This window comes from Streptomyces sp. NPDC043853 (genome assembly GCF_056436025.1).
Genome location: NZ_JBWKDJ010000002.1, coordinates 200,312 through 223,033, shown reverse-complemented (window position 1 = coordinate 223,033; position 22,722 = coordinate 200,312). Strand labels below are relative to the sequence as shown.

Below are 22,722 nucleotides of genomic sequence, written 5' to 3'. Positions count from 1 at the left end.
CTGCGTACGATCGCGGGGTGTCCCGCTTCCCCGCCCCGCTCCGGACCGGCCCCGGCTCCCCGCCGGATCCCGGGTTCCGTTTCGGGTTCCGTTTGCTCTCCGGGCTGCTCCTGCTCGTGCTGTCGGCCGGATGCTCCGGGCGGTCCGCCGAGGCCCCGCAAGCCCGGGCGGAGGCGGCGGCCGGGGCGGAGGTCCGGCGGGCGGTCGCCGACTGGGCGGCCGCCGGGGGCGGCCGGCCGGCCGGAGTGCCACTGGAGTCCTGGGCGTACGAGGTCCGCTCGGTCCGCGTCACGGACGGCGGGACCAGGGCGGTGGCCGGGGCGGAGCTCCGCTACCGGCTGGCCGGACACGATGCCGCCCCCGCGGGCGGCGCCCGCGCGCTGAGCCTGGCCGAGCGGGGCGGGCACTGGCGGGTCGAGGCCGACCGGCCCGCGCCGGGCGCCCCGCCGGAGCTGTGGGACCAGGGCCCGGTGGTGGCGGTGCCGGGCAGGCAGGTACTCGTACTGGGAGAGGGGCCGCGGGAACGGCTGACCGGCATCGCGGCGGCGGCCGACGCGGCCGTCCCCGCGGTGGCCGAGGCCTGGCCCGGGAACCCTCCGGGCACCTCGGGCGGCCGGCCCTGGCCCGGCCGGGCGGTGGTGCTGGTGCCCGGCTCGGCGGACCGGATGGCCGCCCTGCTCGGGGCGGCGCCCGGGGCGTACGCGGGGATGGCCGCGGTCACCACCGGCAAGGTGGGCGTCTCCCCGGCTCCCGCGGACCGGGTCGTGGTCAACCCGCAGGCCTGGGCCGCACTGGGCGCGGAGGGCCGCCGCGTCGTGCTGACCCACGAGATCACCCATGTCGCGACCCGGTCGGCGACCTCCGCCTCGACCCCGATGTGGCTCTCGGAGGGCTTCGCGGACTGGGTGGCGTACCGGGGCAGCGGCCGGACGCCGGCGGAGGTCGCCCCGGCGGCGGCCCGCGCGGTCCGGGCGGGCCGCCTCCCGGCCGGCCTGCCCGCGAACGGGGCCTTCGCCTTCGGCGGGGACCAGGAGGCGCTGTCCCGGGCCTACGAGGAGTCCTGGCTGGCCTGCCGCACGATCGCGGCCCGCTGGGGCGAGGAGGCGCTGCGGCGCCTCTACGCCGCCGCGGGCCGCGACCCGCTGCCCGCCGCCCTCTCGGACACCCTCGGCACGGACCCGCCATCGCTGACCGCGGCCTGGCAGGACGTCCTGCGCACCGAGCTGGGGACCGCGACGGCCCCGGCCGGATGACGACGGCCGGGGCCTGACGAGGCGGAGGCGAGCGGCGGCCGGGACGGCGGCCGGGATCAGCGGCCGGCCGGTACGCCTTCCTCTTCTTCGGTGCGGGCGCCGGGGCCCGGCTGCGGCCCGGCCTCCGGGGCCGCCTTGGAGGCCTCCCACAGCACCTTGCAGGCGGACAGGGTCGCCCAGACCAGCAGACCGTTGCGGATGGTGATCAGCACGATGCCGATCCACTCGCTGCCCATGATCTCCGAGAAGAACGTCGGGAACTCCAGCTGCGTGAAGGCCGTCGCCACCAGCAGGATCCGGGTCGCCCGGACCATCTTCGAGTCCGCCAGGGTCAGGCACACCGCGGCCAGCGCCACCAGCCACACCAGGTACTGCGGGCTGATCACGCGGCTGGTGACGGTGAACAGCAGCACCGCCGCGAACGCCGCGTCGAGGACCACGCGTTCGTCACCGGCCACGATCCTGGTCCGCAGCCGCCACAGCAGCAGCCAGCCGAACGCCACCGCCGTCAGCCCCAGCGAGAGCGTGCTGATGGTCTCCACCCACGGGCCGAGGAACTCGATCGACCCGTAGTTCAGCTTCACTTCGCCGTCCCACCAGCCGAACCTCCGGGCGAAGTGCAGCGGGAGCGCGCCCAGCGACTCCACCTCGGTGCCCCGGTCCCGCTGGAACGTCAGGAAGGCCAGGGACCCCGGCGTCGTCACCGCGAACACCGCCAGCAGCAGCACGCCCGTCGCGGCCGCCGACAGCCACGCCGTCCTGCTGCGGACGCCCGCCAGCAGCAGCGCCGGCCAGACCTTCAGCACCGCGCCGAACGCGATCAGCGGGCCGCGCAGCCGCGGCAGCAGCAGGGCCGCCACCGCCACCGCCGAGACGAAGATGTCGTAGCGCGCGTACGCCGTCGGGCCGATCAGCGGGACCGCCCACACCCAGTACCAGGCGGCCCGCAGGCCCCGGCGGGCCAGCAGCCAGGTCACCAGCGCGTCCGCGGCGAGGCAGAGCAGGATGAAGGCGGCGGTGTACGACAGGAACGGGAGCAGGCCCGGCGCCAGGATGGCCAGCGCCGCACCCGGCGGGTACTGCCAGGTCACGTCGTCCATCGGGAAGGTGCCGGTCTGGAAGACCCCGTACCACCCTTGGTAGATCACCGTGACGTCCACGGTGACGTCCGCGCCTGGCAGCGTGATCACCCGGAAGGTGCACAGCAGCAGCAGGATCCGTGTGGCCGACCAGGCCGAAGAAAGCTTGAACACCGCGCCATGATGCCCAGGTCGGAGCCCTCGGGGCCACGGGACGCGGTAATCGAAACAAGTCCGGTACTGTCGGCAGGCGATGCACAAGACCCTGATCGTGACCAACGACTTCCCCCCGAGGCCCGGCGGCATCCAGGCGTTCCTGCACAATATGGCGCTCCGCCTGGACCCCGACCGGATCGTCGTCTACGCCTCCACGTGGAAGCACGGCGCGGAGGGCCGGGAGGCCACCGCGGCGTTCGACGCCGAGCAGCCGTTCCGGGTGGTCCGCGACCGTACGACCATGCTGCTGCCCACCCCCAGGGTGACGCAGCGGGCCGTCGGGCTGCTGCGCGAGCACGGCTGCGAATCGGTCTGGTTCGGGGCGGCGGCGCCGCTGGGCCTGATGGGTCCGGCGCTGCGGCGGGCCGGCGCGCGCCGGTTGGTGGCGACCACGCACGGCCACGAGGCGGGCTGGGCACAGCTGCCCGCGGCCCGGCAGCTGCTGCGGCGCATCGGCGAGGGCACGGACACCCTCACCTACCTCGGCGAGTACACCCGGTCCCGGATCGCCTCCGCGCTGACCGGGCGGGCGGCGGACCGGATGGTCCAACTGCCGCCCGGGGTGGACGAGAAGACCTTCCACCCCGACTCGGGCGGCGACGCCGTCCGGGCCCGGCTGGGCCTGTCCGACCGCCCGGTCGTGGTGTGCGTCTCGCGGCTGGTCCCGCGCAAGGGGCAGGACACCCTGATCCGGGCGATGCCGCGGATCCTCGCGGCGGTGCCGGACGCGGTGCTGCTGATCGTGGGCGGCGGACCGTACGAGGCGGACCTGCGCCGGCTGGCGGCGACGACCGAGGTCGCGGACTCGGTGGTCTTCACCGGAGCGGTCCCGTGGTCCGAACTCCCCGCGCACTACGGAGCGGGCGACGTCTTCGCCATGCCCTGCCGGACCCGGCGCGGCGGCCTGGACGTGGAGGGCCTCGGCATCGTCTACCTGGAGGCCTCCGCCACCGGCCTGCCGGTCGTCGCGGGAGACTCCGGCGGCGCGCCCGACGCGGTGCTGGACGGCGAGACCGGCTGGGTGGTCCGCGGCGGCGTCCCGGAGGACTCGGCGGATCGCATCGTGGCCCTCCTGCGGGACCCGGAACTCCGCGCCCGCATGGGCGCCAGGGGGCGGGCCTGGGTGGAGGAACGCTGGCGCTGGGACCTCCTGGCGGACCGCCTCCGCGACCTGCTGTAGCGCTGCGCTGAGCTGAGCGATGCCCCCACCCCCGACCGGTCCGGGGCGGCCCCGCGGTACCGGGCCCGCGGGCCGGTCGCGCAGTTCCCCGCGCCCCTGACGGGGCGCACACCGTCCGGGGTGCAGGGGCGGAGCCCCGCCGGGGGTGTGCGGGCGCGCCCCCACAGATGGGTTCCGGGGCCGCAGGCCCCGGTTTCGGGATGGGGGTCCCCCCGCACGGCGTGTGCGGGAGGGCGGGGTGGGGGAAAGGCGCCGCGCAGCGGTTACGCGGCCCCGCCCACGCGGAAGGCATCGCTCCGACGCGCGCCACCCCCCGTACCGCGCGCCGCACCCCCGAGGGAGTGGTGAGGACGATGCCCGACGACGACACGCTGCGCGGAACCGTGGCCCTGGTGACCGGCGCATCGAGCGGCATCGGCCGGGCCGTCGCCCTCGCCCTCGCCGCCCGCGGCGCGGCCGTCGCGCTCACGGCCCGCCGCGCCGAACTGCTCCGCGCCCTCGCCGCCGAGATCCACGCGGTCGGCGGCACCGCCCTCCCGCTCGCCGCCGACGTCGCCGACCACGAGGAAGCCGCGGACGCGGTCCGGCTCACCGTGGCGGAGCTCGGCCGCCTCGACACCCTGGTGAACAACGCGGGTCTGATGCTCCTCGGCTACGTCACCCAGTCCGCCACCGCCGACTGGCAGCGCATGGTGGACATCAACCTGACCGGGCTGATGCACACCACGCACGCGGCCCTGCCGCACCTGCTCGAAGCCGCCGCGACCGGCCCCCGCCGGGTGGCCGACGTGGTGAACGTCTCCTCGCTGGCGGGCCGTTACGCCTATCCGGGGAGCGCCGCGTACTGCGCCACCAAGTTCGGCGTGAACGCCTTCAGCGAGTCGGTGCGCCAGGAGCTGGCCCGGCAGCACGTACGGGTCTCCGTGGTGGAGCCGGGCAGCGTGGACACCGAGCTGCGCACCCACAACGCCCCCGAGGTGCAGCAGGCCATCGACCGGACGATCGGCGAGATCGACCGGCTGCAGCCGGAGGACATCGCGGACGCCGTGGCGTACATCGTCACCCGCCCCCGCCACATCTCCCTGGCGGAAGTCCAGATCCGCCCCACCGAACAGGTCTGACGGGGCGCTGACGGGGCCCGGCGCCGCCAGAGCAGACTGTCACGCTCAACGCTGGCTGTACCGCATATGGGCGGAACGTCGAATTCCGCCCATGATGCGGCCATGACACCAAACCTGACGCGGCGTCACATACTGGGCCTCGGTGCCCTGCAGACCGCCGCCGCCCTCGGCTTCACCAGAATCGGCCTGTCCCCGGCCGCGGCCGCGGAGCCGCCCCCGGCCGCCACGTACGCCCCCGCCATCATCGTCGGTTCCGGTTACGGTTCCGCCGTCGCCGCCCTCCGGCTCGGCGAGGCGGGCGTGCGCACCGTCGTACTGGAGATGGGCCGGCTCTGGGACAGCCCCGGCTCCGACGGCCGGGTCTTCCCGCCCACCACCGCCCCGGACCACCGGTCCATGTGGTTCCGCACCCGCACCGAGGCCCCGCTCGCGCAGTTCCTCTGGCTGGACGTGGTGAACCGGAACATCAGCCCCTACCCGGGCGTGCTGGACCGGGTGAACTACGGAGACATGTCGGTGTACGTCGGCCGGGGCGTGGGCGGCGGCTCCCTGGTCAACGGCGGCATGGCGCCCACGCCGCGCCGCTCGTACTTCTCCGAGGTCTTCCCCGGAGTCGACGCCGAGGAGATGTACGGGACCTACTACCCGCTGGCCCGCCGGATGCTCGGCGTCAACGACATCGACCCGGCCTGGTTCGAGTCCACCGAGTGGTACCGGTTCGCCCGGGTCTCCCGCAAGCACGCCGCCAACAGCGGGCTGCGCACCGTCTTCGTGCCCAACGTCTACGACTTCGGCTACATGAAGCGGGAGGCCGCCGGCGAGGTCCCCAGGTCGGCGCTGGCCGGCGAGGTCATCTACGGCAACAACCACGGCAAGCGGAGCGTGGACAAGACCTACCTCGCCGCCGCCCTGGGCACCGGCAACGTCACCATCGAGACCCTGCAACGGGTCGTCGGCGTACGGCCCGATCCGGCCGGCGGCTACGTCCTGACCGTGCACACCATCGACCTGTCCGGACGGGTCACGCAGACCCGCGAACTCGGCTGCCGCCGGCTCTTCCTCGGCGCCGGCAGCCTGGGGACCACAGAGATCCTCCTGCGGGCCCGGGAGACCGGCACCCTGCCCGCCCTGAGCGAACAGGTGGGACTCGGCTGGGGGACCAACGGCAACGTGATGACCGCCCGCGCCAACCACCTGTGGGACACCGTCGGCGCCAACCAGGCCACCATGCCCGCCCTCGGCATCGACGACTGGGACAACGCCGCGAACCCGGTCTTCGCCGAGATCGCTCCGCTGCCCATGGGGCTGGAGCACTGGATCTCGATGTACCTCGCGATCACCAAGAACCCCGAGCGCGGCCACTTCACCTACGACGCGGCCACCGACTCGGCCCGGCTGAACTGGCGGCGGGACCAGAGCACGCCCTCCGTCAACGCCGCGAAGAACCTCTTCGACCGCATCAACCGGAGGAACGTCACGGTCTACCGGCACGACCTGTTCGGCGACAACAAGGCCTTCGCCGACAACTTCACCTACCACCCGCTGGGCGGCTGCGTGCTCGGCCGGGCCACCGACGCCTACGGCCGGGCCAAGGGGTACCAGGGGCTCTACGTGGTCGACGGCTCCCTGGTACCCGGCAGCCTCGGCGTCAACCCGTTCGTCACCATCACCGCGCTGGCCGAACGGAACATGGCCCGGATCCTCGCCGAGGACCCGAGCTAGCCCCGGAACAGCCGCATCAGCCGCGGTACAGCGCCTCGATCTCGTCCGCGAAGTCCTTCGCCACCACGTTCCGCTTCAGCTTCAGCGAGGGCGTGATGTGGCCCGACTCCTCCGTGAACTGGGAGCCGAGAATGCGGAACTTCCGCACCGATTCCGCCTTGGAAACCGCAGCGTTGCCGTCATCGATCGCCTTCTGGACGGCGGCGACCAGCTCCGCGTCCTCGCGCAGCTCCGCCGCCGTCACTCCCGCCGGCTTGCCGTTCTCCTGCGCCCAGCGGCCGAGGAACTCCTCGTCGAGGGTCACCAGCGCGGCCACGAACGGCCGGCCGTCGCCCACCACCATGCACTCCGCGACCAGCGCGTGCGCCCGGATCCGGTCCTCGATCACCGCGGGGGCCACGTTCTTGCCGCCCGCCGTGACGATGAGCTCCTTCTTCCGGCCGGTGATCGCGAGGTAGCCGTCCTCGTCCAGGGTGCCGACGTCACCGGTGTGGAACCAGCCGTCGGTCAGCGCCTCGGCGGTGGCCGCCTCGTTCTTCCAGTACTCCTTGAAGATGTGCTCGCCGTGCAGCAGCACCTCGCCGTCGTCCGCGATCCGCACCACGGACCCCGGCAGCGGCTGGCCGACCGTACCGATCTTCGGGCGGTCCCACGGGTTGAAGGCCGTGGCCGCGCAGGACTCGGTCAGGCCGTAGCCCTCCAGCACGGTGAAGCCGATGCCCCGGAAGAAGTGCCCGAGCCGCTCGCCCAGCGGGGCGCCGCCGGAGATCGCGTACTCGCCGCGGCCGCCCAGGACGGCGTGCAGCTTGCTGTAGACCAGCTTCGAGAAGATCTTGTGCTTCAGTCGCAGACCGAAGGACGGACCGCCCGGAGCGTCCAGCGCCCGGCTGTACGCGATCGCCGTCTCGGCCGCCGCGTCGAAGATCCGGCCCTTGCCGTCGGCCTGGGCCTTGGCCCGCGCCGAGTTGTAGACCTTCTCGAAGACCCGCGGCACGCCCAGGATCAGCGTCGGCCGGAAGGACTGGAGCTCGTCGGTCAGGTTCTTGATGTCCGGGACGCAGCCCAGGCGGATCGGCGCCAGCACCGCCGCCACCTCCACCAGGCGCCCGAAGACGTGCGCGGCCGGGAGGAAGAGCAGCACCGAACAGTCGCCGGTACGGAAGAGCGGGCTCAGCCGCTCCACCACGTTGCCGCACTCGGCGAAGAAGTTGCGGTGGGTCAGCACACAGCCCTTGGGGCGGCCGGTGGTGCCCGAGGTGTAGACGATGGTGGCCGGGTCGTCGGCGTTCGCCAGCGAGCTGCGCTCGTCGACCGCGGCGTCCGTGACACCGGCGCCGAGCGCCTGCAGGCTCTCCAGCGCGCCCTGCTCGATCTCCCAGACCTCGCGCAGCTCCGGCAGCGCGTCGCGCAGCGAGGCCACGGCCGCGCTGTGCCCGGCACCCTCGACCACCACGGCGACCGCGCCGGAGTCACCGAGGATCCACTGGATCTGCTCGGGGGAGGAGGTCTCGTACACCGGGACGGTGACGGCCCCCGCGCTCCAGATCGCGAAGTCGATCAGCACCCACTCGTAGCGGGTGCGCGAGATCAGCGCGACCCGGTCGCCGGGCCGCACGCCCGCCGCGATCAGGCCCTTGGCCGTCGCCCGCACCTCGTCGAGGAACTGCCGGGCGCTGACGTCCTCCCAGCCGGAACCGGAAGCGGTCTTGCGGGCCATGACAGCGGTGTCGGGATGCTGCGCGGCATTGCGGCGGATGAGATCCGTGAGGTTCCCGTCGGAGGGGACCTCGTACAGGGCCGGAAGGCTGAACTCGCGCAAGACTGCTGCTCCTCTGGGGCGCCATCGCCACGATGTGGACCGACCGGACGTTACCCACCGGTAGTGGGTTCCCGGTAGGGGGAACCGGCCAGATGTTCCGTGCGTCACATGACGCGGCATTGTCGCGTCGACAGTAGTCCACCCCTTTCCGGACTTGGAAGTAACCGCAGGTCCGGCGGCTGTGAGGACCTCTGGTCAGTGCGGGCGCACCCCCCTAGGCTGACCGCCATGAGGGGATCAAAACGCGGCACGCGGGTCCACGTCGTCAGCGACGTCCACGGCAACAGCGAGGCCCTGGCCAGGGCGGGGGACGGGGCCGACGCCCTGATCTGCCTCGGTGACCTGGTCCTTTTCCTCGACTACGCCGACCATTCCCGCGGGATCTTCCCCGAGCTCTTCGGCGCCGAGAACGCCGACCGGATCGTCGCCCTGCGCACCGAGGGCCGGTTCGAGGAGGCCCGCGAGTTCGGCCGCACCCTGTGGGCCGCCCTCCCCGGCGACAAGAGCCGCGAACAGCTCATCGAGGAGGCCGTACGCCGTCAGTACGCCGATATGTTCGCCGTCTTCCCCACCCCCACCTACGCCACCTACGGCAACGTCGACATACCGGTCCTGTGGCCGGAGTACGCCGGAAACGGAACCACCGTGCTGGACGGCGAGCGGGTCGAGATCGGCGGCCGGGTCTTCGGCTTCGTCGGCGGCGGCCTGCCCTCGCCGATGCGCACCCCCTACGAGATCGGCGTCGAGGAGTACGCCGCCAAGGTGGAGGCCCTCGGCGAGGTGGACGTGCTCTGCTCGCACATCCCGCCGGAGGTCCCCGAGCTCTGCTACGACACCGTCGCGCGCCGCTTCGAGCGGGGCAGCGCCGCCCTGCTCGAAGCGATCAGGCGGACCCGCCCCAAGTACGCCCTCTTCGGCCACGTCCACCAGCCGCTGGCCCAGCGGATGCGGGTCGGCGCCACCGAGTGCGTGAACGTCGGCCACTTCGCGGCCACGGGCAGGCCCTGGGCCCTGGAGTGGTGACTCCACGACGCGCGGTAGCCTTCACGCGGGGCGGCCGGTGGCCGCACAGTCCTCATTCCCCCAGCTCCCCGCTGGGAGGTACCACCAGCCCGGAGGAGCCACCGCGATGGCGGAACACACCAGCTCGAGCATCACGATCGATGCGGCGCCGGCCGACGTCATGGCGGTGATCGCCGACTTCGCCCGCTACCCGGAGTGGACCGGCGAGGTGAAGGAGGCCGAGGTGCTCGCCACCGACGCCGAAGGCCGCGCGGAGAAGGTGCGACTGCTCCTGGACGCCGGTGCGATCAAGGACGACCACACCCTGCTCTACACCTGGAAGGGCACCGACGAGGTCAGCTGGACCCTGGACAAGTCCCAGATGCTCCGCCAGCTCGACGGCTCCTACCGACTGGCCCCGCTGGGCTCCGGCGACCGCACCGAGGTCACCTACTCCCTGACCGTGGACGTCAAGATCCCGATGCTCGGCATGATCAAGCGCAAGGCCGAGAAGGTCATCATCGACCGCGCCCTGGCGGGCCTGAAGAAGCGCGTCGAGTCGGCGTCCTGACACCGCGGCCCCGCGCTGCGGGTCCGCAGCGGACCCGCAGCGGACCGCGACGCCCACCACGACCGGAGTACCGCACACACATGCACACCCTGCTGGTCACCGGCCCCGGCGGAGCGGGCCGCACCACCGTCACCGCGGCGACGGCCCTCGCCGCCGCACGCAGCGGACACCGCGTCCTCGTACTCTCCGCTGACACCGCCGACCCACTCGGCACCCTCCTCGGCCCGCCCCGCGGCCCCGCCGTCACCGCCGCCCCCGGACTGACGGCCGAACCCCTCGCCGCCGACAACCTCTGGCGCGCCCGCATCGACTCCGCCGACGACTTCCGCGAGGGCCTCGTCCGGCTCCAGGAACGCGGTACCGCCGTACTCGGCATGCTCGGAGCGCGCCCCCTGACCGCCGAGGAACTCACCGAACTGCCCGGCGCCGAACAGTTCGCCCTGCTGCGCGCACTGCGCAGAGCGGCGAGCGCTGGCCCGGACATGGGTACGGACGCGGACCCGGGCACCGGCGGGGGCACCGGTGAAGCCGCCGCCACCCCGCCCTTCGACCTGATCGTCGTGGACATGCCCCCGCTCGACCAGGCCATCACCACCCTCGCCCTCCCCGCCCAGCTCCGCCGCTACCTCGCCCGCCTGGTCCCCGCCGAGCGGCAGGCCGCCCGCGCCCTTCGACCCGTACTCGCCCAGCTCGCCGGGGTCCCGATGCCCGCGCAGTGGCTGTACGAGACCGCCACCCGCTGGGACCGGGAACTCGCGGCCGTCCAGGCCGTCGTCGAAGCCGCCACCACCTCAGTACGGCTGGTGGCCGAGCCCGGCCCGGCCGCCGCCGAGGCCCTGCGGCTGGGCCGGCTCGGCCTCGCCCTGCACGGGCTGCCGACCGGCCCGGTGATCGCCAACCGCATGGTCCCCGACGGCTCCGGCGACCCCTGGCTGGCCGGTCTCGCCGCCGAACAGGACAAGTACGCCGCGCAGTGGGGCGCGTACCGGCCGCTGCCCCACCTGGGCCGGGCCCCGCGCGGCCCCGAGGACCTGGCCCTCCTCGACCCCGGCCCCCTCCAGGCCCCCGACCGCGCCGACTGGCCGGTCGAGGACCGCCGCGCCGAGGACGGAACGCTGGTCTGGACGGTGCCGCTGCCCGGCGCCGAGAAGCGGGAACTCGACCTGGTCCGGCGCGGCGACGAACTCCTGCTCGGCGTGGGCCCGTACCGCAGGATCGTTCCCCTTCCCTCGGCCCTGCGCCGCTGCACCGTCTCCGGCGCCTCCCTCACCGAGGGCCGCCTGCGGATCCGCTTCACCCCCGACCCGGCCCTCTGGCCGGCGCGCTGACCGACGGGAGAGCAGGGGGAGACACGGGGAAGCCGGGGGAGACCACGGAACCGGACGACGAGTCCGACACGGCGCGACAGGCCGACAGGCCGAGAGACGACAGGCCGACAAACGGCGGGCGACGGGCCGACAAACGACGGGCCGACAGACGGCGGGCCGACAGGCCGACCCCACGCGCGCCCGGCGACGTACCCCCGTTCGGGTAACGTCGGAAGTGTCCGCCCCAGCTGCCGCAGGAGAGTCCGCCATGAGCGAGGCCACCGACCGTCCCGCCGACGACGATGCCTGGGCGAAGGCCTGCGCCGAGGACCTCGCCGCCGAGGAGGCCCGCCGTCGCGCGGAACGGAACGCGGCCGGCGGCACCGCCGGAGGCGGTACCGGCACCGCCGCCGAGGAGCTGTTCAAGCTCTTCGAAGCCGTCGCCGACAAGGTCGGCGGGCTGAACAACCCGCTGTTCGGCACCGCCGCCCAGGGCGCCGTACGCCAGTTCGTCAACCAGGCGAAGAGCGCCGCCAAGCCCGTCATCGAACGCAATCCGGAGGTCTTCGACCACCTCGCCGCCGCCGGCTCCGAGCTGCTCGCGGCCTACCGCACGGCGGTGGAGGGCCACGAACGCCGCTGGACCCGCGGCGACCACACGGAACACCCCCGCCGCCCCGACCGGGAGGACCCGGACCGGGGCCCCGGCCACGACCACGACCCGCGCGACGACGGCGACGGCCCCGGCCCCTCGGGTCGAATCGACCTCGACTGAGTCCCGGCCGCCCTCGGGTACCTTTGGCCGTGGCGGGGTTTGACCGGAAACCGAGGGACTAATGGGACTCACCATCGGTGTCGACATCGGCGGCACGAAGATCGCGGCCGGCGTGGTCGACGAAGAGGGCACCATCCTTGAGACGTACAAGGTGCCCACCCCGCCGACCCCTGACGGCGTCACGGAGGCGATCTGCGCCGCCGTCGCCGAGGTCAGCAGCAACCACGCCGTCGAGGCGGTCGGCATCGGCGCGGCCGGATACGTCGACGACAAGCGCGCGACCGTACTCTTCGCGCCCAACATCAACTGGCGGCACGAGCCGCTCAAGGACAAGGTCGAGCAGCGCATCGGCCTCCCCGTGGTCGTCGAGAACGACGCCAACGCCGCCGCCTGGGGCGAGTACCGCTTCGGCGCCGGCCAGGGCCACGAGGACGTCATCTGCATCACCCTCGGCACCGGCCTCGGCGGCGGCATCATCATCGGCAACAAGCTGCGCCGCGGCCGCTTCGGCGTGGCCGCCGAATTCGGCCACATCCGCGTCGTGCCCGACGGCCTCCTGTGCGGCTGCGGCAGCCAGGGCTGCTGGGAGCAGTACGCCTCCGGCCGGGCCCTGGTGCGCTACGCCAAGCAGCGCGCCAACGCCACCCCCGAGCGCGCCGAGATCCTCCTCCGCCTCGGCGACGGCACGATCGAGGGCATCGAGGGCAAGCACATCAGCGAGGCCGCCCGGGCCGGCGACCCGGTGGCCGTGGACTCCTTCCGGGAGCTGGCCCGCTGGGCCGGCGCCGGCCTCGCCGACCTCGCCTCCCTCTTCGACCCGTCCGCGTTCATCGTCGGCGGCGGTGTCTCCGACGAGGGCGAGCTGGTCCTCGAACCGATCCGCAAGTCCTTCCGGCGCTGGCTGATCGGTGCCCAGTACCGGCCGCACGCCCAGGTGCTGGCCGCGCAGCTCGGCGGCAAGGCCGGCCTGGTCGGCGCGGCGGACCTGGCCCGGCAGGGCTGAGCGACTCCGTAACGGCTCCGGTGTCTGCCCGCCGCGCCCCCTGTGGGTACGGCGGGCAGCCGCATATCTTGCCCCCCATGGATGATCTGCCTCAGTCCCACACGGAATCGGACGGCTCTGCGGTGATCCGGGTGCTCTCCTACAACCTCCGGTCGATGCGCGACGACGAGGACGCCCTCGCCCGGGTGATCCGCGCCTGCTCCCCGGACCTGGTGTTCGCCCAGGAGGCCCCCCGCTTCTTCCGCTGGCGCAAGCACGCCGCCCGACTCGCGGCGAAGGCCGAACTGGTGGTGCTGGGCGGCGGCGCGACCGCCGCCGGCCCCCTGCTGATGTGCTCACTGCGCGCCCACGTGGAGCGCACCGAGGACGTGCTCCTCCCGCTCACCCCGGGCCTGCACCGCCGGGGCTTCGCCACCGCCGTCGTACGGATCGCGGGCGCCCGGGTCGGGCTGCTGAGCACGCACCTCTCCCTCCAGCGGGCGGAACGCACCGCCCAGGCGGAGCTCCTCCTGGAGAGGCTCCGCGCGCTGGACACCCCGCACGCCATCGCCGCGGGCGACCTCAACGAAACCCCGGACGGCCCGGCCTTCACCCGCCTGACGACCGCCCTGCGGGACTGCCGGACCGTCGCCCCCTGGGGCGACGAGAACACCTTCCCGACCACCGCCCCCGACCGCCGCATCGACGCCATCCTCACCACCCCGAGCGTGGAAGTCCTGGCCTGCGGCGTCCCGACCCCCACCACCCTGGAGGGCATCACGGAAGCCGACCTGAAGTCGGCCTCGGACCACCTCCCGGTCCTGGCGGCGCTGCGCTTGAGGGCTACGGGCTGAGGGGCGGGGCTACGGTCCCTTCCCGCGGCCCACTCCACCCCCCGAGCCCCGCCGGGCCCGGCCGGGGTTGCCCACCCGCCCCCCGGCCCCGCCGTAGCGAGCGGAGCGAGGGGGTAGGGCGGGGCCGGGGCAGCAAGCGGACTCCGCGTGAGCGGGATCGGTTTGCGCGGCGGGGGCGGCATGCCGGGCGCAGTGGGACGGATCCTGCCGGTGGGACGGGGGCGGGGGTGTGCCGGTGCTTCGCCTGGGCGGCGTCTGGGAGGTGCCCGGGGGCTGCCCGGCAGTCCCAGTGTCATTACGTGCCGGCCGTCGGCGTCAAGGGCGCTCCTTCGTCGCGTCGGCAAGCCGATGGCCCTTCGGGCCACCCTTGACGCCGACGACCGTCACGCAACGACAAGGACTGTCGGGCGGCCCCCGGGGGATGGCATGGGAGGAGCCTTCGGATCCTGACGGTCTGGCGTTGGCGGGCACGGGCAGCGGCTCCGCTCGGCCAGCCGCCCTCCGGGCGGGTGCGGAAGCGAAGTGGATCAGTTCTACGTAATCCAGGGCGGTCCGGGCGCACCAAATCGCTACGCGCTCCTGTTGATCAGCGGGTTCGGGCTGCCGAGGGCCGGACATAGGCCGCCAACGATCGCTACGCGCTCCGGTCTGTCGGCGGATCCGGGCCGCCGGGGGTTGAACATAGGCCGCCCACGAGTTCTGCATCCTCTTGCTGGCATGGCGGCCGACAGGCCGTCCGTGGCAGAGACGAGAGAAGGGGGAAGGCGTCGGCGATTGCTGCATGCTGCTGCCGTCGCGTTGGCCGACAGGCCCGCCGGTGGGGTTGGTAGGGGCAGATGGGTGGCGGCATCGGCGACGTCGTGATCGTGCTTGTTGTCAGCACATCGGTCCGAACGACGCGTCGGCCGCCGTCCCGGCGGGAGCACGTAGCGATCGCAGGCGCTTCACCCAGCCACCGGCGACCCGCATCCGCCGTCCGGCCGGAGCGCGTAGCGATCGGTGGCGGTCTATGTCCGGCCACCGGCGGCCCTGATCCGCCGTCCGGCCGGAGCGCGTAGCGATTTGGTGCGCCTGGACCGGCTCGGATTACGTAGATCTGATCCACTTCACTTCCGCGTCCCGCCCGGAGGGCGGCTGGCCGAGCGGAGCTGCTGCTGGTGCCCGCCAACGCCGGAGTGAATGTGGCCTTGGTTTCCCTCCATGCCATCCCCCGGGGGCGGCCCGACAGTCCTTGTCGTTGCGTGACGGTCGTCGGTGTCAAGGGTGGCCCGAAGGGCCATCGGCTTGCCGACGCGACGAAGGAGCGCCCTTGACGCCGGCGGGCGGCACGTAATGACACTGGGACTGCCGGGCAGCTCCCGGGTGCTCCCTGATTCCGCCCGGGCGAAGCACCGGCACCCCCAGACCCCGCCCCCGCAGGCCGGTCCCGCTCACGCGGAGTCCGGCTGCTGTTCCGACCCCGACCCCGACCCCGGCCCCGCCCCGCTTCATCGTCCGGCTCGGCACGGCGGTGCCGGGGGGCGGGTGGGCAACCCCCGGCCGGGCCCGGTGGGGCTCGGGGGGTGGAGCGGGCCGTGGGGAGGGGCCGTAGCCCCGCCCCTCAGACCACCGCCCCCCGGCCCGGGTCCTCGTCGTCCTCGTCGTCGCCGTGGGACATGCGGGCGATGAGGGTGGCGAAGCCGCCCAGGAAGCCGCCCACGCCCAGGGTGGTCAGCCACCACGTCATGTCCCACTGGAGCACCACCGCGAGGAGCAGCAGCACCGGGCCGCCGATGACGGCGAGCCACGCGAACTTGGCCGTGGTGTCGGCCTCGGGGAGCGGGGGCGGCTCCGGCGGGACGAAGTGGCCCTCGTCGGATGCGCCGAGGTCGTCGTCCGACGGCTCCGCCAGGGTGTGGTCGCGGGGGCCGGCCCCGCCCACGCCCGGCGCGAAGACGACCGAGCTGCCCAGCGGGCCGTCGGTGTTCCTCGTGGTGTCCGTCCCCGGGTCCTTCGCCGAGTCCTTCGGCCTGTCCTTCCCGGTGTCCTTCCCCGTGCCCTTCTCAGGGGGCTTCGGGGTGGACGCCGGGGGTTCCGGCAGTACGTCCTCCTCGGGGAGCAGCAAGTCCTCGATCGGCTTGAACGGCCGGGCGCCCGGCGGGTCCGGCGGCTCCTCGCCGTACCCGGCGACGATCGCCGCCCACGCCGCTTCCTCGTCGAGCGGCGGGACGCCGCCCGACGGCTCCTCCTGCTCAGCCACCGGTAGCCGCCCCCTCCCTGTCGCTCGTTCCCGCGAGCCGTCCGATGAACGCATAGCTGTCCGCGAAGATCTGCTCCGCGTCATGGTCCAACGTCGCGACGTGGTAGCTCTGTTCCAGGAGGGTCTCCGTCAGGTCGGTGGACGACACCCGGGCCAGTACGCGCGCGGAGTCGACGGGCGGGACCACGTGGTCCTGCGGGCTGTGCAGCACCAGCAGCGGCTGCGTCACCTGCGGCAGTTCCCCGTCCACCAGCTGCAGGAACTTCCGCAGGGAATCCGCGGCCCGGGTCGGCACCCGGTCGTAGCCGACCTCCGCGGATCCCGGCTTGGCGATGTCGCTCGCGATGCCGGGCGTCGACCGTACGAAGTGCTTGACCACCGGAAGGGTCACGGCCAGTGGGTCGTGGACCTTGTTCGCCGGGTTGACGACGACCACGCCGGCGACCGCGTCCCCGTGCTTGGCCGCCAGCCGCAGGGACAGCGCGCCGCCCATGGACAGGCCGAACACGAACACCTTGGTGCACCGGCCCAGCAGCTCGCGCAGAGCGCGGTCGACCTCGGCGTACCAGTCCTCCCAGCCGGTCAGCTGCATGTCCTGCCAGCGCGTGCCGTGACCGGGCAGCAGCGGGAGGGACACCGTCAGACCACGCTCGGCCAGATACTCGGCCCACGGCCGCATGGACTGCGGGGAGCCGGTGAAGCCGTGGCAGAGAAGGACGCCTACCTCTCCGCCCTCGTGGCGGAACGGCTCGGCACCGGGGAGGACGGGCACCAGGATCTCCTTGAGAACGAGTGGGGGTCGATGGCGTCGATGAAGCCGGTCAAGGCGACGAAGACGACGCAACTACGACGGAACGACGGTGTAACGACGATGAGGGGGGGCGGCGCTCGGCGCACGGGTGCGCCGTGTGACTTCACCGTACGCGACGGGGCAGGTACCGACCAGGGTCGTAGGGCTCTCCGGACACGGCCAGGGGTTAAGGTCTGTTCCGACAGACACAGGAAGGCTCATCAGTTGATCTACGGCGCCATGAAGTTCTCCATCGGGGGTTCTCTGAAGCTCGCCTTCAGGCCTTGGGTGGAGGGCCTCGAGAACATTCCCGCCGAGGGGCCTGCGATCCTCGCGAGCAACCACCTGTCGTTCTCCGATTCCTTCTTCCTCCCGGCGGTGCTGGACCGCAAGGTCACCTTCATCGCCAAGGCCGAGTACTTCACCTCGCCCGGTGTGAAGGGGAAGCTCACGGCCGCGTTCTTCAAGGGCGTGGGTCAGCTCCCGGTGGACCGCTCGGGCGCCCGCGGTGCCGGTGAGGCCGCCATCAAGAGCGGTATCGAGGTCATCGAGCGCGGTGAGCTCTTCGGTATCTACCCGGAGGGCACCCGGTCGCCCGACGGACGCCTCTACCGCGGCAAGCCCGGCGGCCTGGCCCGGGTGGCGCTGGCCACCGGCGCTCCGGTGATCCCCGTCGCGATGATCGACACGGAGAAGATCCAGCCGCCCGGCAAGGTCGTCCCGAAGCTGATGCGTCCGGGCATCCGGATCGGCAAGCCGCTGGACTTCAGCCGCTACAAGGGCATGGACGGCGACCGCTTCATCCTCCGCTCGGTGACCGACGAGGTCATGTACGAGATCATGAAGCTTTCCGGCCAGGAGTACGTCGACATCTACGCGACGGCCGCCAAGCGGCAGATCGCGGATGCCGAGAAGGCCGCCAAGGAAGCCGAGAAGGCCGAGAAGGCAGAGAAGGCCGAGAAGGCCGCCAAGGACAAGGACAAGGGCGCGGAGTGACCCTCGGGGCCACCCGTCAGGGGGCCCGCGAAGGGTGGGGGAGATGGTCAAGCGCGAGCGCGTGGTGCGCATGTCGGTCGAGCAGCCGCTGTGGCGGGCGCTGACCGCCTACCGGCTGCTGACCGTGGTCTACGCGGTGCTGCTGTTCGCCTCGGCGCACCGGAACTTCGTCCGGCCCTGGGTGGCCGCGTGCTACCTCGGGGTGCTGGCCGTGTGGACCCTGGCCACCACCCGCAAGGTCGCGAACGCGGCGAGCTGCACGAACCGGTTCCTCGGCGCCGACCTCACGCTCGCCCTGACCGGCATCCTCCTCACCCCGCTCGCCGACGCCCCCGAGCGGATAGCGGGCGGCGGCCCCACGCTCCCCAGCATCTGGACCGCCGGCTCGGTCCTCGCCTTCGCCATCAAGGGCGGCTGGCGCTGGGCCCTCTTCGCCTCCTCCTTCGTGGCCGTGGCCAACATCGTCCAGCGCGGCGAACCCACCCGGGACACCCTGCACAACGTCCTGCTGGTGTGGGTCGCCTCGATCGCCATCGGGTACGTCGTCGAGGTCGCACGGGCCAGTGAGGCCACCCTGGCCCGCGCCCTGGAGATCGAGGCCGCGACCCGGGAGCGGGAGCGGCTGGCCCGGGACATCCACGACGGGGTCCTGCAGGTCCTCGCCATGGTCCAGCGGCGCGGCAGCGAGATCGGCGGGGAGGCCGCGGAGCTCGGCCGGATGGCGGGGGAGCAGGAGGTGGCGCTGCGCACCCTGGTGGCCGGCGGGCTGGTGCCGCCCTCCCGGGTCTCCCGTGACGCCGCGTACGGCGCTCTGGTCGACACCGTCGACGTGGCCGACCCGGGGACGGGTGAGGACGAGGCCGCCGAGATCGATCTGCGCACCCTGCTGGCCCCGCACGCCGGGTCCCGGGTGAGCTTCGCGGAGCCGGGCACCCCGGTCGTGCTGCCCGGCCCGGCGGCCCGGGAGCTGGCCGCCGCGGTCGGAGCCGCCCTCGACAACGTGCGCAAGCACGCCGGGGACGGGGCCCGGGCCTGGATCCTGCTGGAGGACTGGGGCGACGAGGTGATCGTCACGGTCCGCGATGACGGGCCCGGGATCCCGCCGGGCCGGCTGGACCAGGCGGCCGGCGAGGGCCGGATGGGGGTGGCCCTGTCCATCCGCGGCCGACTGCGTGATCTCGGCGGCACCGCCGAGCTGGTGTCCGTACCGGGACAGGGCACCGAAGTGGAACTGAAGGTACCCAGGGGGAGGACGGACAAGGGATGACGGCCGACGTGAACGGCAGAGCCGACGTGCAGGGCGCCGACGGCGTGAGCGGTATCAAGGTGATGGTCGTGGACGACCATCCGATGTGGCGGGACGCGGTGGCCCGTGACCTCGGCGCGGCCGGGTTCGACGTGGTCGCCACGGCCGGGGACGGCCCGCAGGCGGTCCGCCGTGCCCTGGCGGCCGGCCCCGACGTGCTCGTCCTCGACCTCAACCTGCCCGGTATGCCCGGGGTGCAGGTCTGCAAGGAGCTGGTCGGGGTCAACCCGGCGCTGCGCGTGCTGGTGCTGTCGGCGAGCGGTGAGCACGCCGACGTACTGGAGGCGGTGAAGTCCGGCGCCACCGGCTATCTGCTGAAGTCCGCGGGCGCCGGGGAGCTGATCGACGCGGTGCGCCGGACCGCGGTCGGCGACCCGGTGTTCACGCCGGGCCTGGCCGGGCTGGTACTCGGCGAGTACCGGCGGCTGGCCACCGACCCGGCGCCGGCCGCCGCCGACGAGCCGAAGGCCCCGCAGCTGACCGACCGGGAGACCGAGGTGCTGCGGCTGGTGGCCAAGGGGCTGTCGTACAAGCAGATCGCGGAGCGGTTGGTGATCTCGCACCGCACGGTGCAGAACCACGTCCAGAACACCCTGGGCAAGCTGCAGCTGCACAACCGGGTGGAGCTCGTCCGTTACGCCATCGAGCGCGGCCTCGACGACGCCTGAGGCGCGAGGCACGAAGCGCGCGGCACGAGGCACGAAGCGCGCGGCGCGAAAGCGCGCGGCCTCGGCTCGCCTACGCGCCCCGGCCGGCCGGGCGGGCCGTGCGAGCGACCTGGAGCAGCAGCGCTCCGCACGCGGCCACCAGGATCCAGCCCGGCCGGGAGGCGTGGGCGAGCCCGTCCGGTCCGGCACCCGCGACCAGGCCGCCCGCGACGGCGATGCCGATCGCGGAGCCGAGCTGGCGGGCGGCGGAGGTGATCGCTCCGGCCACGCCGGCCCGGGCGGGCGGCAGTCCGCCGACCGCGGTGTTGGTGATCGGGGCGTTGGCGAAGCCGAATCCGATGCCGACGAGCAGATACGCGGACAGCAGCAGGGCCACGCCGGTGCCGTCGTCGAGCCGGGCCAGGCACAGTCCGCCGGCGGTGATGAAGCCGCCGGCCAGGACGAGCGGCAGCCGGGGTCCGGTCCGGCCGGTCAGCCGCCCGGACCAGGGGGCGCAGACGGTCGCCCCCAGGGCCATCGGCAGGGTCGCGAGGCCCGAGGCGAGCGGTGTCCAGCCCCGGACGTGCTGCAGGTAGAGGGTGTTGAGCAGCAACGCCGTGCTGAGGGCGGCGAAGACCGCCACCGCGCCCAGGAACGCCCCGCGGAAGGCCGGACGCCGGAACAGCTCCAGGTCCACCAGCGGCTCCTCCCGGCGGGACTCCACCCGTACGAACCCGGCGGTGGCCGCGGCCGCGAGGGCGTAGCCGGCCAGGGCCGCGGGCGAGGTCCAGCCGAGGTGCGGGCCTTCGATGAGGACGCCGACCGAGACGGCGACGATCACGGTCAGCAGGGCCTGGCCGGGCAGGTCGAGCCGCCGGGCCCGGGCCGCCCGGGACTCCGGCACGAACACCGTGGTGAGGACGAGCGCGGCCACGACGACCGGCAGGTTCACCCAGAACAGCGACCGCCAGCCGAAGGCCGCGACGAGGGCGCCGCCCGTGACGGGCCCGGCGGCCATGCTGAGCCCGAAGACCGCCGCCCAGACGCCGATCGCCTGGGCCCGCTCCCTCGGGTCGGGCATGGCGTTCACCACGATGGCCAGGGCCACGGGACTGAGCATGGAGGCGCCGACCCCCTGGAGGGCCCGGGCGGCGACGAGCACCTCCAGGGACGGGGCGACCGCGCAGACCAGCGAGGCCGCACCGAACACGGCCAGCCCGCACCGGAACACGCGGCGGCGGCCGTAGCGGTCCGCGAGCGCGCCGGAGGAGATGAGGAGGGCGGCCAGGACGAGGGTGTACGCGTCCACGGTCCATTCCAGACCGCGGGTACCGGTTCCCAGGCCCTGCCCGATCGCCGGCAGGCCCACGTTGACGACGGTGGTGTCCAGGCCCACCAGGAACATGCTCAGGGCGCAGACGGCCAGCACCGTCCAGCGCCTCCGCGCGCTCGGTCCGCCCGGAACGCCCTCCTCGCCCGTTCCGGTTCCCGCCGGAATCCCGGCCCCGGATCGTGAGCCGGTCTGGATGCCGGTCTGCGTGCCGGTCTGTATGCCGGTCTGTGTGCCGTTCCGTGTGTCTGTCATGGTCCGCCCCTCGCGTCCGGAAGCACGTGCCCGGCCAGCGTGCGTCCGTACGTCTCCGGCGGCCCAGGAAGTTTGCGGAGACGGCAAAACCGTCGCTCACCGTCCCTCGCCCCTCCCTCCTGCGGGTGAACCTGACGCGCACCACACCCCGTCGTTCCTGCGGAATTGCCGCTTCACGCCCGAACGGCCCAGGTCACGGCCCCCTAGCGTGACCGCCATGGCGAAGGGAGAGGGAGATTCCATGAAGGTCGGAGTGCTCACCGGCGGCGGCGACTGCCCCGGGCTCAACGCGGTGATCCGCGGCATCGTCCGCAAGGGTGTCCAGGAGTACGGCTACGAGTTCGTCGGCTTCCGGGACGGCTGGCGGGGACCGGTGGAGGGGGCCACCCTCCCGCTGGACATCCCCGCCGTACGCGGCATCCTGCCGCGCGGCGGCACCATCCTCGGTTCCTCCCGCACGAACCCGTTCAAGACCGAGAACGGCGTCCGCGACATCAAGGAGAACCTCGCCAAGAACGAGGTCGACGCCCTGATCGCGATCGGCGGCGAGGACACCCTCGGGGTGGCCGCCCGCCTCCACGCCGAGTTCGGCGTCCCGTGCGTGGGCGTGCCGAAGACCATCGACAACGACCTGTCGGCCACCGACTACACCTTCGGTTTCGACACCGCCGTGGGCATCGCCACCGAGGCCATCGACCGCCTGCACACCACCGCCGAGTCCCACATGCGGGTCCTGGTGGTGGAGGTGATGGGGCGGCACGCCGGCTGGATCGCCCTGCACTCCGGGCTGGCCGGCGGCGCCAACGTCATCTTGATCCCCGAGCAGCGCTTCGACCTGGACCAGGTGTGCGCCTGGGTCACCTCCCGGTTCAAGGCCAGCTACGCGCCGATCGTCGTGGTCGCCGAGGGCGCCATGCCCAAGGACGGCGAGATGGTACTCAAGGACGCGACCAAGGACTCCTTCGGGCACGTGCGGCTCTCCGGCGTCGGCGAGTGGCTCGCCAAGGAGATCGAGGCGCGCACCGGCAAGGAGGCCCGGACCACCGTGCTCGGGCATGTCCAGCGCGGCGGCACCCCGAGCGCGTACGACCGCTGGCTGGCCACCCGCTTCGGTCTGCACGCCATCGATGCGGTCCGGGACGGGGACTTCGGGAAGATGGTGGCGCTGAAGGGCACCGACGTGGTGCGGGTGCCCATCGCCGAGGCCACGGCGAAGCTGAAGACGGTGGACCCCGAGCTGTACCGGGAGGTCGGGGTCTTCTTCGGCTGACGCCGGTG

19 protein-coding genes are annotated in these 22,722 nt (G+C 73.2%); 14 read left to right on the top strand and 5 right to left on the bottom strand.

Annotation, left to right across the window (positions count from 1 at the left end):
- The first annotated feature begins 17 nt into the window (after positions 1-17).
- Entirely contained in the window at positions 18-1,253 is a 1,236-nt protein-coding gene (locus AC067U_RS06270) for a hypothetical protein (protein ID WP_478828476.1), read from the top strand.
- 56 nt (positions 1,254-1,309) lie between these two features.
- Here AC067U_RS06270 and AC067U_RS06265 read toward each other — a convergent pair whose 3' ends face one another.
- Complete coding sequence (locus AC067U_RS06265; RefSeq protein WP_478828475.1) at positions 1,310-2,506, bottom strand: glycosyltransferase 87 family protein; 1,197 nt, start codon at positions 2,504-2,506, stop codon at positions 1,310-1,312.
- A 79-nt stretch (positions 2,507-2,585) separates the two neighbouring features.
- Here AC067U_RS06265 and AC067U_RS06260 point away from each other — a divergent pair, with 79 nt between their 5' ends.
- From AC067U_RS06260 to AC067U_RS06250, 3 genes are all read left to right on the top strand, one after another.
- A complete protein-coding gene (locus AC067U_RS06260; protein ID WP_478828474.1) occupies positions 2,586-3,728 on the top strand; it encodes a glycosyltransferase family 4 protein in 1,143 nt (380 codons plus the stop codon).
- A 353-nt stretch (positions 3,729-4,081) separates the two neighbouring features.
- Positions 4,082-4,849: an SDR family NAD(P)-dependent oxidoreductase gene (locus AC067U_RS06255; protein WP_478828473.1), complete on the top strand. Its 768-nt coding sequence runs from the start codon at positions 4,082-4,084 to the stop codon at positions 4,847-4,849.
- A 102-nt stretch (positions 4,850-4,951) separates the two neighbouring features.
- Positions 4,952-6,571: a GMC oxidoreductase gene (locus AC067U_RS06250; RefSeq protein ID WP_478828472.1), complete on the top strand. Its 1,620-nt coding sequence runs from the start codon at positions 4,952-4,954 to the stop codon at positions 6,569-6,571.
- Positions 6,572-6,587: 16 nt separating this feature from the next.
- Here the strand turns inward: AC067U_RS06250 and AC067U_RS06245 are convergent, their stop codons facing one another.
- Positions 6,588-8,390, bottom strand: coding sequence for an AMP-dependent synthetase/ligase (locus AC067U_RS06245; RefSeq protein WP_478828471.1), 1,803 nt, complete (start codon positions 8,388-8,390; stop codon positions 6,588-6,590).
- 228 nt (positions 8,391-8,618) lie between these two features.
- Here AC067U_RS06245 and AC067U_RS06240 point away from each other — a divergent pair, with 228 nt between their 5' ends.
- The 6 genes from AC067U_RS06240 to AC067U_RS06215 all read left to right on the top strand — a co-directional run bounded on the left by AC067U_RS06240 (position 8,619) and on the right by AC067U_RS06215 (position 13,881).
- Positions 8,619-9,413: a metallophosphoesterase family protein gene (locus AC067U_RS06240; RefSeq protein WP_478828470.1), complete on the top strand. Its 795-nt coding sequence runs from the start codon at positions 8,619-8,621 to the stop codon at positions 9,411-9,413.
- A gap of 106 nt (positions 9,414-9,519) precedes the next feature.
- Positions 9,520-9,963, top strand: a complete 444-nt coding sequence (locus tag AC067U_RS06235) for an SRPBCC family protein (protein WP_478828469.1) — start codon at positions 9,520-9,522, stop codon at positions 9,961-9,963.
- A gap of 80 nt (positions 9,964-10,043) precedes the next feature.
- A complete protein-coding gene (locus tag AC067U_RS06230; protein WP_478828468.1) occupies positions 10,044-11,291 on the top strand; it encodes an ArsA family ATPase in 1,248 nt (415 codons plus the stop codon).
- Positions 11,292-11,538: 247 nt separating this feature from the next.
- Complete coding sequence (locus AC067U_RS06225; RefSeq protein WP_478828467.1) at positions 11,539-12,045, top strand: DUF5304 domain-containing protein; 507 nt, start codon at positions 11,539-11,541, stop codon at positions 12,043-12,045.
- A gap of 61 nt (positions 12,046-12,106) precedes the next feature.
- Positions 12,107-13,048 carry an ROK family glucokinase gene (locus tag AC067U_RS06220; protein ID WP_478828466.1) on the top strand — a complete coding sequence of 314 codons (942 nt, stop codon included), beginning with the start codon at positions 12,107-12,109 and terminating at the stop codon, positions 13,046-13,048.
- A 77-nt stretch (positions 13,049-13,125) separates the two neighbouring features.
- Positions 13,126-13,881 (top strand): endonuclease/exonuclease/phosphatase family protein, encoded by a 756-nt coding sequence (locus AC067U_RS06215; RefSeq protein WP_478828465.1) that lies wholly within the window; start codon positions 13,126-13,128, stop codon positions 13,879-13,881.
- A gap of 1,600 nt (positions 13,882-15,481) precedes the next feature.
- Here the strand turns inward: AC067U_RS06215 and AC067U_RS06210 are convergent.
- The gene (locus AC067U_RS06210) at positions 15,482-16,120 is read right to left on the bottom strand and encodes a hypothetical protein (protein WP_478828464.1); all 639 of its coding nucleotides are present in this window, start codon (positions 16,118-16,120) and stop codon (positions 15,482-15,484) included.
- The gene (locus AC067U_RS06205) at positions 16,113-16,895 is read right to left on the bottom strand and encodes an alpha/beta hydrolase (RefSeq protein WP_478828919.1); all 783 of its coding nucleotides are present in this window, start codon (positions 16,893-16,895) and stop codon (positions 16,113-16,115) included. The genes AC067U_RS06210 and AC067U_RS06205 overlap by 8 nt, the downstream gene beginning before the upstream one ends.
- Positions 16,896-17,150: 255 nt before the next feature.
- On the opposite strand from AC067U_RS06205, the gene AC067U_RS06200 reads away from it, so the two are divergent.
- Genes AC067U_RS06200 through AC067U_RS06190 form a run of 3 tightly spaced genes read left to right on the top strand, consistent with a single transcriptional unit; the run spans position 17,151 to position 19,880 of the window.
- Positions 17,151-17,906, top strand: coding sequence for a lysophospholipid acyltransferase family protein (locus AC067U_RS06200; RefSeq protein WP_478828918.1), 756 nt, complete (start codon positions 17,151-17,153; stop codon positions 17,904-17,906).
- Positions 17,907-17,949: 43 nt separating this feature from the next.
- A complete protein-coding gene (gene macS, locus AC067U_RS06195) occupies positions 17,950-19,173 on the top strand; it encodes a MacS family sensor histidine kinase (RefSeq protein WP_478828463.1) in 1,224 nt (407 codons plus the stop codon).
- Positions 19,170-19,880, top strand: a complete 711-nt coding sequence (locus tag AC067U_RS06190; protein ID WP_478828462.1) for a response regulator — start codon at positions 19,170-19,172, stop codon at positions 19,878-19,880. The genes macS and AC067U_RS06190 overlap by 4 nt, the downstream gene beginning before the upstream one ends.
- A gap of 70 nt (positions 19,881-19,950) precedes the next feature.
- Here AC067U_RS06190 and AC067U_RS06185 read toward each other — a convergent pair whose 3' ends face one another.
- Positions 19,951-21,444: an MFS transporter gene (locus AC067U_RS06185; RefSeq protein ID WP_478828461.1), complete on the bottom strand. Its 1,494-nt coding sequence runs from the start codon at positions 21,442-21,444 to the stop codon at positions 19,951-19,953.
- Positions 21,445-21,685: 241 nt separating this feature from the next.
- Here AC067U_RS06185 and AC067U_RS06180 point away from each other — a divergent pair, with 241 nt between their 5' ends.
- Complete coding sequence (locus tag AC067U_RS06180; RefSeq protein WP_478828460.1) at positions 21,686-22,714, top strand: 6-phosphofructokinase; 1,029 nt, start codon at positions 21,686-21,688, stop codon at positions 22,712-22,714.
- Positions 22,715-22,722 lie beyond the last annotated feature (8 nt).